Below are 15086 nucleotides of genomic sequence, written 5' to 3' on the forward strand. Positions count from 1 at the left end.
TGATGGTCGGGCTTCCGAAGCGGCAGCGGGTGGCGGCGTACGCCGTGATCATCCGCGAGGGCCGGATCCTGCTGAGCCGGCTGTCGCCGAGCATCGCCTCCGAGGAGCTGTGGACCCTGCCCGGCGGTGGCCTCGACCACGGAGAGGACCCCCGCGACGCGGTCATCCGGGAGGTCTACGAGGAGACCGGCCTGCACGCGGTCGTCGGTGAGACCGCACGGGTGTACTCCGCGCACCTGCCCGGCGTGTGGCGCGACGGCCGGCGGGTGGACGCCCATGCGCTGCGGATCGTCTACGACGGGTGGGTGCCGGTCGACGCCCCCGAGCCGCGGGTCGTCGAGGTCGACGGCTCGACCGTGGAGGCGGCCTGGAAGCCGCTCGGGGACGTGCTCGACGAGACCGTCCCGGTGGTGCCGATGGTGCTCGAGGCGGTGGCCGACCACCGCCCCTTCCGCCATCAGCGGCTCGGCGCATACGCGCTGATCCGGCGCGCCGATGCCGTGCTGCTCGTCCGGATCTCCGGGCTCGGCTTCCACACCGGCTCGTGGACGCTGCCCGGCGGCGGCGTCGACCACGGGGAGGCGCCCCGCTCCGCTGTCATCCGCGAGGTCCGCGAGGAGGCCGGCGTCGAGTGCCAGGTCGGGGAGCTGGTCGCCGTCCACGACGACCACTTCAGCGGCACGGCGCCGTCGGGCCGCTACGAGGACTTCCACTCGGTGGCGCTGGTCTTCGCGGCCGACCTCGAGGCCGCCGCCGAGCCGCGCCTGGCGGAGCAGGGCGGCACCTCGGCGGAGGTCGCCTGGGTGCCTCTCGCCGAGATCGAGTCGGGGCAGCGGCCGGTGCTCCCGCTGGTCCGCGAGGCCCTCAGCGCAGCGGAGTGGCCGCGACCTCGCACAGGTTGAGGTAGGGCCTGGCGACATTGTTGGTGACCATGTAGGACGAGAGCACCCACGTCCTCTTCACCCCGCCGACGGACCACCAGATGCGCATCATCCCGTTGCGCGGGAGGTCGACCGGCCCGAGCAGCCCGGTCTCGGGGTCGTACTCGAGATCGCTGTAGTGGGTGATGTGGTCCGGGTCGTCGACCCGTCCCTCGCCCTGGATGTACTCGTAGTCCATGAACGAGTCCGGGTCGTCGGGGCGCAGCGCCACCGTCTGCTCGCCGGTGCGGCCGGTCTCGCAGCGCAGCTCGGCCCGGCCGAATCCGGGGATGCTGGCGGTCGCGGTCTGCTGGGTCGCCGCCTCGTCGTCGCCGTGCCAGCTCAGCCCCAGCTGCTGGTCGGTGTCGGTCCGCAGCGCGAGCGTCATCTTGCAGTACTGGCTGCCCGGGTAGGCGAACCGCTCCCAGTACCAGGTGAGCTGGAACGAGGTCGCCGGTATCGTCATCGGACCGCCCCCCGGCTGGTCGCGGCCGGGGCGCTGACTGATCACGCCGTACGCCGAGCCCTTCGCGAAGTCCTCGATCGGGGTCTTCTGGTTCAGGCCTTCGTGCGCCTGGGGCCCGGTGCCGCCCTTCCCGTCGTCGGCCGCCGTCGCGTAGGTGTAGATCCGGACGTTCTTGACCGCGACCCGGTCGGTGCCGTCCTTGTTCTCGAGCTTGGCCATCCACAGCTGGGTCTCGGCCCGCCGGTCGTTGGCCCGGATCCGCAGCATCGTGTTGTCGGGCCGGCAGATCAGCTCGACCTGACCGATCCCCGGCACGTCGGCGACCTTCTGGTACTTCGGCCGCTTCTGGAAGCCCTGCCACTTGACGACGATCCGCTTGGACTGCTGGACCTGCCGCTGCTTCGCCCGGGCCGAGCTCGCCGCGGTACCGCCGGCGTAGGTCGGGGCCACGGCGAGGGCGGGCAGCGCGAGGAGCAGTGGCACCGCGAGCGCCACGAGTCGGGTGGCCCGGGTGGTCATCGCGCAGGCTTCTCGCTCTGCACCGGCTGGATCGGCGTGCTCGCGTTGTCGTCGGGCACGTAGAGCTGCGGCGCCTGGTCCCCGGTGAGCCAGGACTGCTGGAGCCGCACCGTCTCGTCGGGCAGCGCGACCAGACGGGCGGTGTCCGCCCCGGCCTGGGCGTGCGCCACGTAGTGGCTGAGGAAGTCCCGGACCTCGGCGCGGGCCAGGGAGCGGGTCGTGGTGGTGATCAGCAGCTGCCGGGCGAGCGGGTACTCACCGCTGGTGATCGTCCGCTGGCTCGGGAAGATGCAGTTGCGCCGGCCGTCGGGCAGGGTGATCTCGAAGGGCCGCAGCTGGTCCTCGAACAGTTCGTAGTAGCTGAACCGGAAGTAGGCCACGTGGCCGTGGTAGGCCTGGTAGAGACGCCGGGCCTCGTCGGTGTTGCGGTAGACCTCGTTGACGGCGGCGTAGCGCTGCTGGGCAGCGTCCAGGCGCGTCCGGGCCGCGGTCCGGCGCTCGAACGCCTTGTCGACCCGCCGTTGGTCCCTGGCCTTGTCCGCCTCCGGTCGGCCGTCCCGAATGCCCTTGGCTCGCTCGGCGAGCGCGACCGCGAGCTCCTCCCGGGCGGCGATCATCTCGCTGCGTGCGTCCTGGAGCGCCTGGTTGGCCTGGGCGCGGCGACGGCTGACGTCGTCGAAGCGCGCCGCCCGCAGCTCGATGTTCCGCTTGCCGACCACGAACTTGCGAGCCGCCTCGTCGTTCTCGGCCAGGAAGTAGTCGGAGCGCAGGTCGACCTGGGAGGGCTCGGGCGCGCCGAGCACGTAGCGGCCGAAGAAGCCGAAGCCGTTGTTGTCGGGGCTCGGTCCGCCCACCTTCAGCGGCACGTCGTCGAAGCCGAGCGGCGGCTGGCTCCAGTTCGTCAGCGGCGACCCGGCCCGGTAGATGTCCCGGACCTGGTCGACGGTGAGGCAGTCGGCGCCGACGTCGGTCTCCGACTTGATCGCGATCACGATCGCCTCCGCAGCGACCTGGAACTGCACCACGTCGAGGCCGACGGCCTGACAGGCCTCCCACTCGGCACGGCTGATCGGACGGGCCGAGTCCACGAGGTCGATCTGGCCCGCACACAGCTCCTGGAAGGCCTGGTCCTCGCCGTTGTCCGCGACGTTGACCTGGGCCGCGTTCGCGGTGGCCTCGTAGCTCCTGACCTCGGTCGGGGTCAGCGACCCCGTCGTCGAGCCGTCGATGCCGACGACGCCGGAGGGCCGGGTCGGCAGCGCGGCGTACGCCTTGTCGATGTCCTTCTGCCGCAGCTGGTTCTCGCGGAACTCGTTGGCCTGGTCCTGGCTGACCGAGTCGGTGGCCTCCTGCGACGGGTCCGAGCAGGCCGTGAGCAGGCCCAGCGAGACCGCGGCCACCGCCAGGGAGCCGAGCAGCTTCGAGCGGGTGCGTGTCACTGGACCGCACCTCCCTCGGTCGGCGAGCTGGAGGGGGGGACGGTCGGGCTCTCGCTCGGCACGACGACGGTCTCGTCCTCCTCCGGCGGGTAGTGGTACCGCGTCCCGAGGGGCAGCACCTCGAAGTCGTCGAGGGTCAGGCCCTGGAGCTCGTTGCCGCGGATCAGTCCGTCGGTCACGTCGCGCTGCGCGTAGAGCGTCGGCACGGCCGCCCGGTCGACCACGATCGCGCCGTAGGTGCGCAGGCAGGCGACGATCGCGTCGGCGAGCCGCTGCTGCTGCTTGGTGAGCTTGATCAGCTTGCCGGTGCGCGGGTCGCGAGGCGCGGGGAGCACGACGTCGCGCTTGAGCCGGATCCGGGCGCCCTCGGGGAGCGACCGGGTGCGTCCGTTGCCGTCGGTCGAGGACGCCGGCTGGACGAAGATGCCCGCCGCTGGGCCGGGCACGCTGATCGCCAGCGCATGCTGGATCTCGCCGGACTCCAGCTCGCCGGGCCGGATCAGGCCGGCGAACAGCGGGAGTCCGGAGCCGCGGGCGCCCTCGGTCCACGGCTCGCTGTAGCCGGGACCGTTGAGGTCCCACTTGCGCATGTAGTTGTAGGAGATCGTGTCGTCGGACTCGCGGCGCGCCCGCCACAGGTCGTAGGCGACCGAGGCGGAGGTGTCGAACACGGTGTACCACCCGTCGTAGCGCGGGTCCGGGTCGACGTCATCGGGGATGTTGAGCACGGTGGTGTCGGCGCCGTCGCCGCACACGAGCTGGCGGCACACCAGCGACGTCGGGCGGCCGCCCGCGACCACGGGCACGGTCCAGCGCACCGTGTTGATGTAGAGGCCGTCCTCGACGAAGTTGCGGCGGATGAACGACGTGCCACCGGGGCGCTCGATCACCCCGACCCGCTCGTGTGCGAACTGGATCATCTGGTCCGACCTCGCGTCGACGCGCGAGGTGTCGATCCGCCGGTTCCACGGGGAGCTGTCGTTGAAGAAGCGGCGCTCGGGCACCACGACGCCGGCGGTGGCTGTCGGGTCGACCGTCACGACGACCTCGTCGGACGGGTCCGCGCCGGAGTCGGTGCCCGCGCAGCCGGCGAGCAGCACCGAGCCGACCGCGACCAGGGCGGCGACGCGGTGTGTCCGGCGGATCCGGTGGGTGCTCATGTCAGGACCCGGTCTCTCTGCTTCGGGACCGGTTGAGCGTGGACTCGGCCGTGTCCGCCACGCGGGAGATCGCGTCGCTGAGCACCGCCAGGCGGTGGCCCTCGTCGCCGGACTCGTCGATGTCGTCGAGCTCACCGGAGCGCATCCGGGCCGCGGTGATGATCGCGTGCGCCTCGCGCCGCGACTGGAGCCGGATCAGCTCGGCGTCCAGCTCGGCCTGGGCCGTGACCAGCTCGTAGCGGCGGGTCGCCTCGAGCTCCATCGCCTCGAGGTGTCGCCGCGTGGCCTCCTCGGCCGCCTCGATCCGGCTGATCACGGCCTGCGCGATCTCCTCGACGGTCCGGGCGACGTCGACCGGCTCGGGCTGCGGCTCCGGCACGGGCACCGGCCGCTGGGCCATGGGCTGCTCGGGCTCCGGCTCCGGGGTCTCCGCGTGCTGGGGTTCCGGCTGCTGGGGCTCCGGCTGCTCGACCATGGTGAGCGGCTTCTTGGGTGCCCGGGACTTCTTGACCTTCGGCTCGCGCGGGCGGGCCTGCGGCTCCGGCTCGGGAGCTGCGCCCTCGGTGGCCTGCTCGTCGGTGGCCTGCTCGTCGAGGCCCGGCACCGCCTCGGTGGTCTCGGCATCCGGCTCCGGCTCCGGTTCGGCGGCGGCCGCGACCTCGACCGCCTCGGCGGACTCGTCGGTGGGCTCGGCGTCGGCGGGCTCCGTCTCCGCGACCTCGGCGACCTCGGCCTCGGCCTCGGGCTCCTCCCCGCGCGGTTCGGGCTCGGTGATCGGCGCGGGCACCGGCTCCGGGACGCGCCGCAGCGGCGGCTTGGCGTCCGGCTGCCGTGCGCTGCGTCCGGGCCGCCGCGCGGGCGGCTCCGGGGCGAGCGCGGCGGTGAAGTCGACCTGCCCGATCCGGGAGGGGTCGGTCAGCGCCGAGAGCACGTCGTCGACCGATGGCGGCGGCGCGATGCGGGGCTTCTCGTCGGCCATCACGATGCCCCCAGCTGCCCGGTCGTGGCCCCGCCGGGCTGGTAGCCGGCCGGCACACTGACCAGGACGTAGCGCGGCGTGCGGTAGACGACCTGGAGCTGTGCGTCCGAGCCGGCGGCGGCGTCCGGGTAGAGCTTGGTGAGCAGGTCGCCGTTGTCGCTGGCGGACATCAGGAGGTAGCGGACGCCGTACTTGTCCGGATCCCGGGCCGCGACCTTCCACGGCCCGTCGCTGTGGTCGATCCGGTCGAAGAAGTACTCCGGGTGCCCGGTCAGCATCATCACTGCGTAGGTCTGGGCGTTGTCGGTGAGGATCGAGTTGTCCCGCGACACGTTGTTGGAGATGTACTTGGCCATCGCCTGCTCGGAGACGATGCCGACCCTCTCGCGGTTGAGGGTCTGCGCGCCCTCCTGGGACTCGCCGGTGGTGATGGCGGCAGCGAACGGCGCCTCGAGGTTCTGGTACCGGTAGGTCTTCATCGCCTGCAGGGTCCACGGAATGCTGATCACCAGCGCCACGACCACGAGCGCGGCGACCAGGGTGCTGCCCTCCTCGGCCGACCGGGCCAGCCAGATCGCGCCGATGACGCTGATCAACAGGATCGGCAGGGCGTTGCGCATCAGCATCGGAGAGTCGGTCAGCCGCAGCACCACCGCTGCCGAGGGCAGCAGGATCGAGGCACCGAGCATCAGGCCGAGCCAGAGCGCGAACGGGTTGCCGCGGGCGAACCCGGCGAAGATGAGTGCGGGCAGGACGATGATCGCGATCGGAGCGCCGTACAGCACCAGCTCGCCGGAGGCCCGGAGCAGCTCGACGGCCGAGAACGTCTCCAAGCCCCCGGAGGCGGCCGCGTCGCTCGACCGGGTGATCCAGGCGAACGGGTTGAGCAGCAGGATCAGGTTGAAGACCGTCCACAGGGCGATCACGTAGACCGTCGGCGAGGCGAAGCCGACCACCGTGCCCTCGACCTCGGTGCCGTCCGCTCCCAGCCGCGCGAGGATCGCGCCGATCATGATGGCGCTCAGCAGGAAGAACACCAGGCTGGTGTAGCCGGCGATGGAGGCGATCGAGAACGAGATCCCGGCGAGCATCACGAACCGGACGTCCGCGGTGATGTACCAGGCGAAGAGGGCGCCCAGAGCCGTGACCACCAGCGCCACCCAGACGAAGTGCCGGGTGCCGGTGGTCGCGTACAGGAGCACCATCGGGTTCGCGCCCAGGGCCAGCAGGACGGCGTACCGCAGGGGTCCCGCCACGAGCGCGCGCCGCATCATGGTGTTGAGGGCGACCATCGTGACGGCCGCGAAGACGGCCGAGGCGAGCGGTACGACGGCCAGTGAGGTCACCAGGCCCCGGAAGATCGCCAGCGGCGCGATCAGCAGCGTCGCGAGCGGCGGGTAGTCGAAGCCGATCGCGGACAGCTTGGCCGGGTCGTTGTGCCACACCATCAGGGCCCGGTTCAGCCGGTCGAGGGTCTCGAAGCCGACGACGTGCAGGTCGACGACCACCCAGTAGCCGAACCACGTGTAGGCGATGGTGAAGAACGCGAAGACGAGCGCGCTCTCCCACCACCGGCGCGGGACGTCGTTGGGCCGGCGGCCCACCGACTGGACGATCCCGCTGAGCCGGTCCCTGGTGTGGACGACGTTGACGGTGGTCATCGGGTCACCCGTGGCCCTCGTCCAGGCCGTGCACCGTCTTCTCCCAGTAGAACGGGTTCGTGAAGAGCTGGATGAAGCCCTTCCACGCGGCCCAGCTCATCAGGCCCCAGTAGAGGGGGGAGAGCAGCGCCGTCCGGGTCAGCCCGAACTCGCCGCGGTGCAGGCTGCCCGCGACGTTGAGGTAGACGAACACGAAGTTGCCGACGAACAGCAGCGCGCTCGCGGCGTAGAAGATGATGCCGGGGAACAGCTGCTCGATGAAGCCCGCCTGGGTGAAGACGTACAGCGTCGTGAGCGCCCAGAAGATCGGGTTGAGGAGCAGCACGAACGCGCTGCCCATCGTGAGGTTGAAGCTCAAGAACCCCTTGAGGCCCGTCTGGGACAGCAGCGCGAAGGGGGCGCGCATGTGGACCAGCCAGGTCTGGATGTAGCCCTTGTTCCAGCGGCTGCGCTGGCGGATCCAGTTCGGGACCTGGGAGTTGGCCTCCTCCAGGGTGGTGGAGTCGATCATCGCCGTGCGGTAGCCCTCGCGGTGCAGTCGGATGCCGAGGTCGGCGTCCTCGGTCACGTTGAACGGGTCCCAGGCGCCCAGCTCGCGCAGCTTGGCGGTGACGAAGTGGTTCGAGGTCCCCCCGAGCGGGATCGGGGACTCGGCCGCGCCCATCGCCGGGAGCACCAGCTCGAAGTGCATCGAGTACTCGTTGGCGAACCAGGCCGTGAGCATGTTCTGGTCCTGGTTGAAGTGGTTGAGCTTCGCCTGGACGCACACGACGTTCTCGGGCACCCGGCTGAAGGCGATGATGGCCTTCTTCAGCTGGTCGGGGTCCGGCCGGTCCTCGGCGTCGAAGATGACGCAGTAGTCACCCGTAGCCAGCTGGAGCCCGTAGTTGCACGCCTTGGGCTTGGTCTTGGGCTGGCTGTCCGGGACCACCACGAGGTGGAAGTGCGGCGGCAGCTGCAGGTCCCGGATCCTCTGGACCGTCTCCTCGTCGTCCTCCTCGCACAGCAGCTTCACGTCGAGCCGGGTGCGGGGGTAGTCGAGCGCGTTGATGTCGCGGACCAGACGCGGGACGATGCCCGCCTCCTTGTAGAGCGGGACCAGGATCGTGTACGTCGGCAGGTGCCGCTCGTCGATCGCCGCGATCTCCTCGTCGGTGACGTCGGTCTCCAGGTGGGTCCCGAGCGCCCGCAGGGTGAGCCGGAACTTGTAGAACGACACCACGAGGTAGAGCAGGCTGCACGCCGCGACCACGGCGATCGCCGTCTCCATCGGCCAGATCACCGCGCACATCACGACCACGATCGCGGTGGTCACCAGCGCGGCCTTCTGGCCGCCCGAGATGACGATGTGGGCAGACTCCTCCGGCCGGGTCTCCATCAGCAGCCGGGTGGACACCTCGGCGTAGTGCCGGGCGTGGACCCGCTGGACCAGCTGGTCGAGCTCGGTGCGGTTGGCCAGCAGCTGGCGGAACGGCGAGCCGAGCGCCTCCTCGACCTCGGCCGCCTGCTCGGTGTCGAGGGGGCGGGCGACGGCCAGGAGGACCAGGTCGTCGGTCGCCGCGACCGGCACCGCCTGGAAGGTGTGGGCGAGCCGCTCCGGGAGCCGCCGGGCCACCTCGAAGTCGGGGGTGAAGCCGGCCAGCCCGACCCGCTGCATCTGGTACATCTCCGACAGCGCGGCCACGAGGACGTCCTCCGTGATCGCCTCGTGGGACACCAGGATGTCGCCGAGCGGGTCGCCGGTCCGGGAGTACTCCAGCATCGCGCGCTGCAGCTGGTCGTCGGTGATCAGCCCGCTGCGGGTGAGCATCTGGGCCATCTGCATCCGCGCGCGGCGGGCGTCCGGGGTCTCGACCTCGGTCTCCTGCGGCGGGTAGACCGCGTCGATCGCCGCCACGATCTCGTTGACGGTGTGCCGCACCAGCTGCACCGGGCGGTCGATCCGCTCGGCGACGACCTGGGTGGTGATCGCGTCGTCGGCGTCGGCGGCGGCAACCAGCACGGTGCCGTTCACCGACGCGTACGGCATCACCCGGAAGGTGCGGCAGATGCCCTCGGGGATCAGGTGGCGCAGGTCCTGGTCGACGCCGTCGGTGAGTCGTGGGTTGCGGCGGGTCTCGGTGCCGGTCTGGATGGTGGTCACGGCGAGGTCCCCGCTCCGAATCCGAAGGCACCCGGCGTGCCCCGGCCGCCGGTGCCGGACTGGGTCGGGCCGGCCGGCGTGCCGGTCGGTGCGGTCGGGGCGGTCGTGGACCGCTTCGCCCGCGGCCGCAGCACGGCGTAGGCGAGATAGGCGAGCCCCAGCGCCACGAGCGGCGCGATGAGGAAGGCGAGGAAGACGACGACCAGGATGAGTAGGGTCAAGACGAGGTCGACGAACGCGGCGCCGACCGACTTGGTTGCCGGACGCGACGGGCTCGCCTGCACCGACATGACGCTTCCCCCCTGCTCAGGTACCACACGCTCGGCCCCGAGTCCCTTCTTGGGGACTCATGGTGGCACGCCCCCTCGCGCACCGTTCACCGATTGGTGGACTCCTAGATGCTCACCGTAGCCCGCATTCGCCGGCCCCAGGAGCGGTCTGGTCCACCGTTGACGGACTGTTGATCGATCGTTGACGACGTGTGGACCGCCTGTGGATCTCCGGGCCGCCGGGAGCCGGTCACCGTGCCGGCAGGTGCCCGGTCAGCCAGGTGCGCGCAGCCCGGCCGTACGCCGTCGGCCGACCGCGCTCGTCGGTGACCAGTGCCATCGGGTCGCCGGGATGGTCCGCCCAGACCCAGAACAGCACACCCAGGTTGTGCTCGTCGGCCCAGTCGAGGTAGCGCCCGACGTACCCGTTCTCGGGATGGCGGGCCCCGAGCTCGGAGGTCAGCACGGGCACGGTCTCGGCGACCGGGGCGATGACGTCGTTCCAGCAGTCCGGGTCGCCGCACGCCTTGAAGTCGTAGGAGTGGAACGCCGCCACCAGCTGGTCGTCGTCCGGCGCGAACTCCAGCCAGTGGCTGATGTCGTTGGCGTAGTCCAGGCCGCCGAGCAGGATCGGCTGCTCGGCACCGGCGTCCCGGATGGCGTTGACCACGGCGGCCATGCCCTGGACGGGATAGGTGACCTGTCCGAGGGTCGCGGTCTGGTCATCCTCGACCGGCGCCTGGCAACCGCCGTCCCGCCAGCACCGCCAGGTGAGCCCGAACAACAGCCGGGCACCGCTGGAGCTGTACCGGGAGTAGGGCTCGTTGAAGGCGTCGAACAGCACCGACGGGTTGTCGGCGTACTCGGTGGCGACCGAGGTCCAGAACGCGATCGACTCGGAGTCCGGCATCGCCAGGTTGCCGAACTCCGGCTGCCCGATCCGCTTGCGGCTGTGCAGGTCCAGCACGACCACGATGCCGGCCCGGTTGAGCGCGGTCACGAACGCGTGCACGTCGCTGCGGTAGCCGGCCACCGAGCGTTCCTCGTACTGGTCGCTGACCGGTGCTCCGCGGGTGCCGAGCCAACAGTCCTGGTTGAGGGGGAGCCGGACCGTGTTCGCACCCCAGCCGGCGATCTCCTTCGCCTCCGTCGTGGCCGGGTCCCGGGCGACCAGGTTGTCGAGCGCCGACATGCCCCAGCCCTGGGCGCAGGCGTACTCGAAGCTGCTCCAGTTGACCCCACGCGGCACGAAGTCGCGACCGCTGCGGGCGTCGATGATCCGGTTGCCGTCGACCACGGGATGTGCGGCCCCGGTGTTCGCGGGGACGCCGGCCGCCATCGGGGTGCGCAGCTGGAGGTAGAGGCCGGTGCCGGCGACCAGTGCCACGACCACGGCGAGCACGATCCAGCGTGCCTGGTGCCGCGCGTGCAGCCGCATGGAAGCCCCCCTCTCCACGGGACCAATCGTACGGTCCGGAGCGGCCGTTATGTTGGCCGAATGAGCGAGACCGTCTTCACCTACGCCGCACCCGCGCTGAAGTTCGGGACGGGCGCCTCCGCCGAGGTCGGGCACGACCTCGCGTCGTACGGCGCCCGCCGCGTGCTGCTGGTCACCGATCCGGGGGTCGCGGCCACCGGGCACCCCGAGCGGATCGCCGCGCAGGTCACGGCTCGTGGCATCGAGGTGACGACGTACGACCGGGTCCACGTCGAGCCGACCGATGAGTCCCTGGCCGAGGCGATCGACTTCGCCCGGGACGCGGGGCCGTTCGACGCGATCCTGGCCGTCGGGGGCGGCTCGTCGATCGACACCGCCAAGGCGGTCAACCTGCTCACCACCAACCCGGGTGAGCTGATGGACTACGTCAACGCCCCGGTCGGCCGGGCGCAGGCGCCCCAGCACCCGCTGCTGCCGCTGGTGGCGATCCCCACCACGACCGGAACCGGCGCCGAGAGCACCACGATCTGCGTGCTCGACGTGCTGGCGCTGAAGGTCAAGACCGGGATCAGCCACCCCCGGCTGCGGCCGACCCTGGCGGTCGTCGACCCGGCGCTGACGATCAGCCAGCCCGCCGTGGTCACCGCGGCCGCGGGCCTGGACATCGTCTGCCACGCCCTCGAGAGCTACACCGCCCGGTGGTACGCCGAGTTCGACGCCAAGCAGCCCGAGCAGCGGGTGCCCTACTGCGGGGCGAACCCGATCTCCGACCTGTGGTCGGAGCGGGCGCTGTCGCTGCTGGCCGGCTCGTTCCGGGCGGCGGTCCGGGACGGGTCCGACCGCGCCGCGCGGGAGCAGATGGCGATGGCGGCGACCTTCGCCGGCCTGGGCTTCGGCAACGCCGGCGTGCACATCCCGCACGCGAACGCCTACCCGATCGCCGGCCGGGTCCGCGACTACCGGCCCGACGGCTACCCCGACGAGCCGATCGTCCCGCACGGCATGGCGGTCTCGCTGACGGCGCCCGCCGCGTTCCGGTTCACCTTCGACGCCGCCCCCGACCGGCACGTCCGCGCGGCCCAGCTGCTCGACCCCGGCGTCGCGCCTGGCCCGGACGCCCTGCCCGCGGCGCTGCGCAGCCTGATGCGCGACGTGGGCATCCCGAACGGCCTCGCGGCGGTGGGGTACGCCGATGCCGATGTCGACGACCTGGTCGCGGGGGCGCTCCAGCAGCAGCGGCTGCTCGCGACCGCGCCGAGGCGTCCCACGGAGGAGGACCTGGCGTCGGTGTTCCGGGCCTCGATGGAACACTGGTGACGTGTCGCAACCGCCCTCTGCACTCGTCGCGGAACTGCGCCGGCGGGACGTCTCGGACGTCGACGACTCCACGCTGACCCGGGCGCTGTACTCCTCGGACGCCTCGCTCTACCGGGTCGTCCCGCAGGTCGTCGTCCGCCCCCGCCACCGCGACGAGCTGCTGGCGATCCTCGACACCGCTCGCGAGACCGGGGCGCCGGTCACGATGCGCGGCGCCGGCACCTCGATCGCCGGCAACGCGGTCGGCACCGGCATTGTCGTCGACACCCTGCGCCACCTCAACCGGGTCCTGTCCGTCGACCCGGAGGCTCGGACCGCCGTCGTCCAGCCCGGGGTCGTGCACGCCGACCTGCAGCGCGCGGCCGCGCCGTACGGCCTGCGGTTCGGGCCGGACCCGTCGACGCACACCCGGTGCACGATCGGCGGGATGATCGGCAACAACGCCTGCGGGTCGCGGGCGCTGGGCTACGGCCGCACCGTCGACAACGTGGTCGCGATGGACGTCGCGCACGGGCCGGGCGCCGCGGACGTCGAGGCCCGGCTGGCGGCTCTGGTCGACCAGCACCTGGGCCACGTGCGCACCTCGTTCGGGCGGTTCTCGCGCCAGGTCAGCGGCTACTCCCTGGAGCACCTGCTGCCGGAGAACGGCCGCAGCCTGGACCGGTTCCTGGTGGGCTCCGAGGGCACCCTGGCGATCGTCCAGGAGGCGACCGTGCGGCTGGTCGAGGACGAGAGCGTCCGCTGGCTGGTGCTGCTCGGCTACCCCTCGATGGTCGAGGCGGCGGACGCCGTCCCCGTCCTGGCCGCCGCCGCGGACGGGCGGATGATCGCCTGCGAGGGGCTGGACGCGCGGATCGTCGACCTCGTGCGGGCCCGCGGCAACGCCGTCCCGCAGCTGCCGCCCGGTGCCGGCTGGCTGTTCGTCGAGCTGGCCGGAGCGGACGCCGAGTCGCTGGCGGCCCGGATCGTCGCGGCGTCCGGGGCGCTCGGGCACCGGATCGTCCTGGACGCCGCCGAGTCGGCAGCGCTGTGGCGGATCCGCGAGGACGGCGCCGGCCTGGCCGCCCGCAGCCTGTCCCGCCCGGCGTACTCCGGCTGGGAGGACGCGGCCGTGCCGCCGGAGCGGCTCGGCGCCTGGCTGCGAGACTTCGACGAGCTGCTGCGCGAGCACGAGCTCGACGGCGTGCCTTACGGGCACTTCGGGGACGGCTGCGTGCATGTGCGCATCGACTTCCCCTTCCAGGTCGACGGCGAGGACCAGGCGCGCCGGCGGTTCCGCGACTTCCTCACCGCGTGCGCGCTCCGGCTGCGCGAGCACGGCGGCTCGCTCTCCGGCGAGCACGGCGACGGGCGGGCGCGCTCCGAGCTGCTGCCGCTGATGTACGACGCGGAGTCGCTGCGCCTGTTCGCGGCCGTCAAGGAGATCTGCGACCCGGTCAACCTGCTCAACCCCGGCAACATCGTCGACCCCGCACCGCTCGACGCCGACCTGCGCCCGGCCCGGCCCCGGCCGGCGATCTCGCTGGCGGCCGAGGTGCACCGCTGCACTGGTGTCGGCAAGTGCGTCTCGCCGCGGACCACCGGCGTGATGTGCCCCTCCTACCTCGCGACCCGTGAGGAGAAGGACTCGACCCGCGGCCGGTCGCGGGTGCTCCAGGAGGCGCTCGACGGGGAGCTCGTGCACGGGCTCGCCGACCCGGCCGTGCACGAGGCCCTGGACCTGTGCCTGGCCTGCAAGGGCTGCAAGTCCGACTGCCCGACCGGCGTGGACATGGCGAGCTACAAGGCCGAGGCGCTCTACGCGACGTACGACGGGCCCGGCGCCACCAAGCGGCGGCCACGCAGCCACTACCTGCTCGGCCGGCTGCCGAAGTGGGCCCGGCTGACCGCCCCGATGGCGCCGGTCGCGAACCGGATGCTGCGGCTCGGCCCGGTCGCGCGGCTGGCGAAGGCGACCGCCGGCATCGACCAGCGGCGCTCGATCCCCGCGTTCGCGCCGCGCACCCTGCGCCGCCGGACCGGCGGATCCGCACCCGGCACCCCGGACGTCTGGATCTGGGCCGACTCGTTCACCGACCACTTCTTCCCGGACAACGGGTTGGCCGCGATCCGGTTCCTGGAGTCGGTCGGGGTCACCGCGCGGGTGATCCGCGAGGACGCGTGCTGCGGCCTGACCTGGGTGACCACCGGCCAGCTCGACCAGGCACGGTCGATCATGGACCGCACGGTGCGGACGCTCTCGCCGTACGTCGCGTCCGGGGTGCCGGTCGTCGGCCTCGAGCCGTCCTGTCTCGCGACGCTGCGCAGCGACCTCCCCGAGCTCACCGGGGCGCACCTGGACGTGCTGACCTTCGCCGAGCTGCTCGAGCGGCTCGACGTGCCGTTGCCCTCGCTCGCCGGCGTCGAGGTCGTCGCCCAGCCGCACTGCCACCACGCGTCCGTGCTCGGCTGGGCCGCCGACAAGCGGCTGCTGGAGCGGGCCGGCGCGACCCTCACCCAGGTGGCTGGCTGCTGCGGCCTGGCCGGCAACTTCGGGATGGAGAAGGGCCACTACGAGGTGTCGGTCGCGGTCGCGGAGACCCACCTGCTGCCCACCGTGCGCTCGCACCCGGACGCCGTCGTGCTCGCCGACGGGATGTCCTGCCGGGTCCAGCTCGACGACCTCGCCGACGTCCCCACGATGCACCTCGCCGAGCTGCTGGCTTCTAGGCTGGAGGGGTGAACCCCCGGCACCGTCGTCTCGTCATCCCGATCGCGCTGGCGGCGCTGCTCGTC

General features: G+C 72.0%; 11 protein-coding genes. 3 read left to right on the forward strand and 8 right to left on the reverse strand.

Annotation, left to right across the window (positions count from 1 at the left end; translation table 11 throughout):
• The first annotated feature begins 2 nt into the window (after positions 1–2).
• The gene (locus NOCA_RS05035; RefSeq protein WP_011754189.1) at positions 3–902 is read left to right on the forward strand and encodes an NUDIX hydrolase; all 900 of its coding nucleotides are present in this window, start codon (positions 3–5) and stop codon (positions 900–902) included.
• On the opposite strand, the gene NOCA_RS05040 is transcribed toward NOCA_RS05035, so the two are convergent.
• The 8 genes from NOCA_RS05040 to NOCA_RS05070 form a co-directional block, all read right to left on the reverse strand.
• On the reverse strand, positions 865–1905 hold the full coding sequence (locus tag NOCA_RS05040; protein WP_011754190.1) for a hypothetical protein: 1041 nt from the start codon (positions 1903–1905) through the stop codon (positions 865–867). The two genes, NOCA_RS05035 and NOCA_RS05040, sit on opposite strands and share 38 nt — an antisense overlap.
• Positions 1902–3344, reverse strand: coding sequence for a substrate-binding domain-containing protein (locus tag NOCA_RS05045; RefSeq protein ID WP_011754191.1), 1443 nt, complete (start codon positions 3342–3344; stop codon positions 1902–1904). The genes NOCA_RS05040 and NOCA_RS05045 overlap by 4 nt, the downstream gene beginning before the upstream one ends.
• A complete protein-coding gene (locus NOCA_RS27415) occupies positions 3341–4504 on the reverse strand; it encodes a hypothetical protein (protein ID WP_011754192.1) in 1164 nt (387 codons plus the stop codon). The genes NOCA_RS05045 and NOCA_RS27415 overlap by 4 nt, the downstream gene beginning before the upstream one ends.
• A gap of 1 nt (position 4505) precedes the next feature.
• Positions 4506–5483: a hypothetical protein gene (locus tag NOCA_RS05050; protein ID WP_041546216.1), complete on the reverse strand. Its 978-nt coding sequence runs from the start codon at positions 5481–5483 to the stop codon at positions 4506–4508.
• Positions 5483–7144, reverse strand: a complete 1662-nt coding sequence (locus NOCA_RS05055) for a hypothetical protein (protein ID WP_011754194.1) — start codon at positions 7142–7144, stop codon at positions 5483–5485. Before NOCA_RS05055 ends, NOCA_RS05050 begins: the two co-directional genes overlap by 1 nt.
• A gap of 4 nt (positions 7145–7148) precedes the next feature.
• The gene (locus NOCA_RS05060) at positions 7149–9287 is read right to left on the reverse strand and encodes a glycosyltransferase (protein ID WP_049774228.1); all 2139 of its coding nucleotides are present in this window, start codon (positions 9285–9287) and stop codon (positions 7149–7151) included.
• On the reverse strand, positions 9284–9577 hold the full coding sequence (locus NOCA_RS05065; RefSeq protein WP_011754196.1) for a hypothetical protein: 294 nt from the start codon (positions 9575–9577) through the stop codon (positions 9284–9286). The genes NOCA_RS05060 and NOCA_RS05065 overlap by 4 nt, the downstream gene beginning before the upstream one ends.
• 229 nt (positions 9578–9806) lie before the next feature.
• Positions 9807–11012 (reverse strand): glycoside hydrolase family 5 protein, encoded by a 1206-nt coding sequence (locus NOCA_RS05070; protein WP_140403813.1) that lies wholly within the window; start codon positions 11010–11012, stop codon positions 9807–9809.
• A 42-nt stretch (positions 11013–11054) separates the two neighbouring features.
• Here NOCA_RS05070 and NOCA_RS05075 point away from each other — a divergent pair, with 42 nt between their 5' ends.
• Together NOCA_RS05075 and NOCA_RS05080 are read left to right on the forward strand one after the other, a co-directional pair.
• Complete coding sequence (locus tag NOCA_RS05075; protein ID WP_011754198.1) at positions 11055–12311, forward strand: hydroxyacid-oxoacid transhydrogenase; 1257 nt, start codon at positions 11055–11057, stop codon at positions 12309–12311.
• Position 12312: 1 nt separating this feature from the next.
• Positions 12313–15033: an FAD-binding and (Fe-S)-binding domain-containing protein gene (locus tag NOCA_RS05080; protein ID WP_011754199.1), complete on the forward strand. Its 2721-nt coding sequence runs from the start codon at positions 12313–12315 to the stop codon at positions 15031–15033.
• The last annotated feature ends 53 nt before the right edge of the window (positions 15034–15086 follow it).

Source organism: Nocardioides sp. JS614, from assembly GCF_000015265.1.
Taxonomy (GTDB): Bacteria; Actinomycetota; Actinomycetes; order Propionibacteriales; family Nocardioidaceae; genus Nocardioides.

Coding starts and splice junctions, on each gene's coding strand:
- NOCA_RS05035 (WP_011754189.1), top strand. CDS start 3: ATGGTCGGGCTTCCGAAGCGGCAGCGGGTGGCGGCGTACGCCGTGATC.
- NOCA_RS05075 (WP_011754198.1), top strand. CDS start 11,055: ATGAGCGAGACCGTCTTCACCTACGCCGCACCCGCGCTGAAGTTCGGG.
- NOCA_RS05050 (WP_041546216.1), bottom strand. CDS start 5,483: ATGGCCGACGAGAAGCCCCGCATCGCGCCGCCGCCATCGGTCGACGAC.
- NOCA_RS27415 (WP_011754192.1), bottom strand. CDS start 4,504: ATGAGCACCCACCGGATCCGCCGGACACACCGCGTCGCCGCCCTGGTC.
- NOCA_RS05040 (WP_011754190.1), bottom strand. CDS start 1,905: ATGACCACCCGGGCCACCCGACTCGTGGCGCTCGCGGTGCCACTGCTC.
- NOCA_RS05065 (WP_011754196.1), bottom strand. CDS start 9,577: ATGTCGGTGCAGGCGAGCCCGTCGCGTCCGGCAACCAAGTCGGTCGGC.
- NOCA_RS05055 (WP_011754194.1), bottom strand. CDS start 7,144: ATGACCACCGTCAACGTCGTCCACACCAGGGACCGGCTCAGCGGGATC.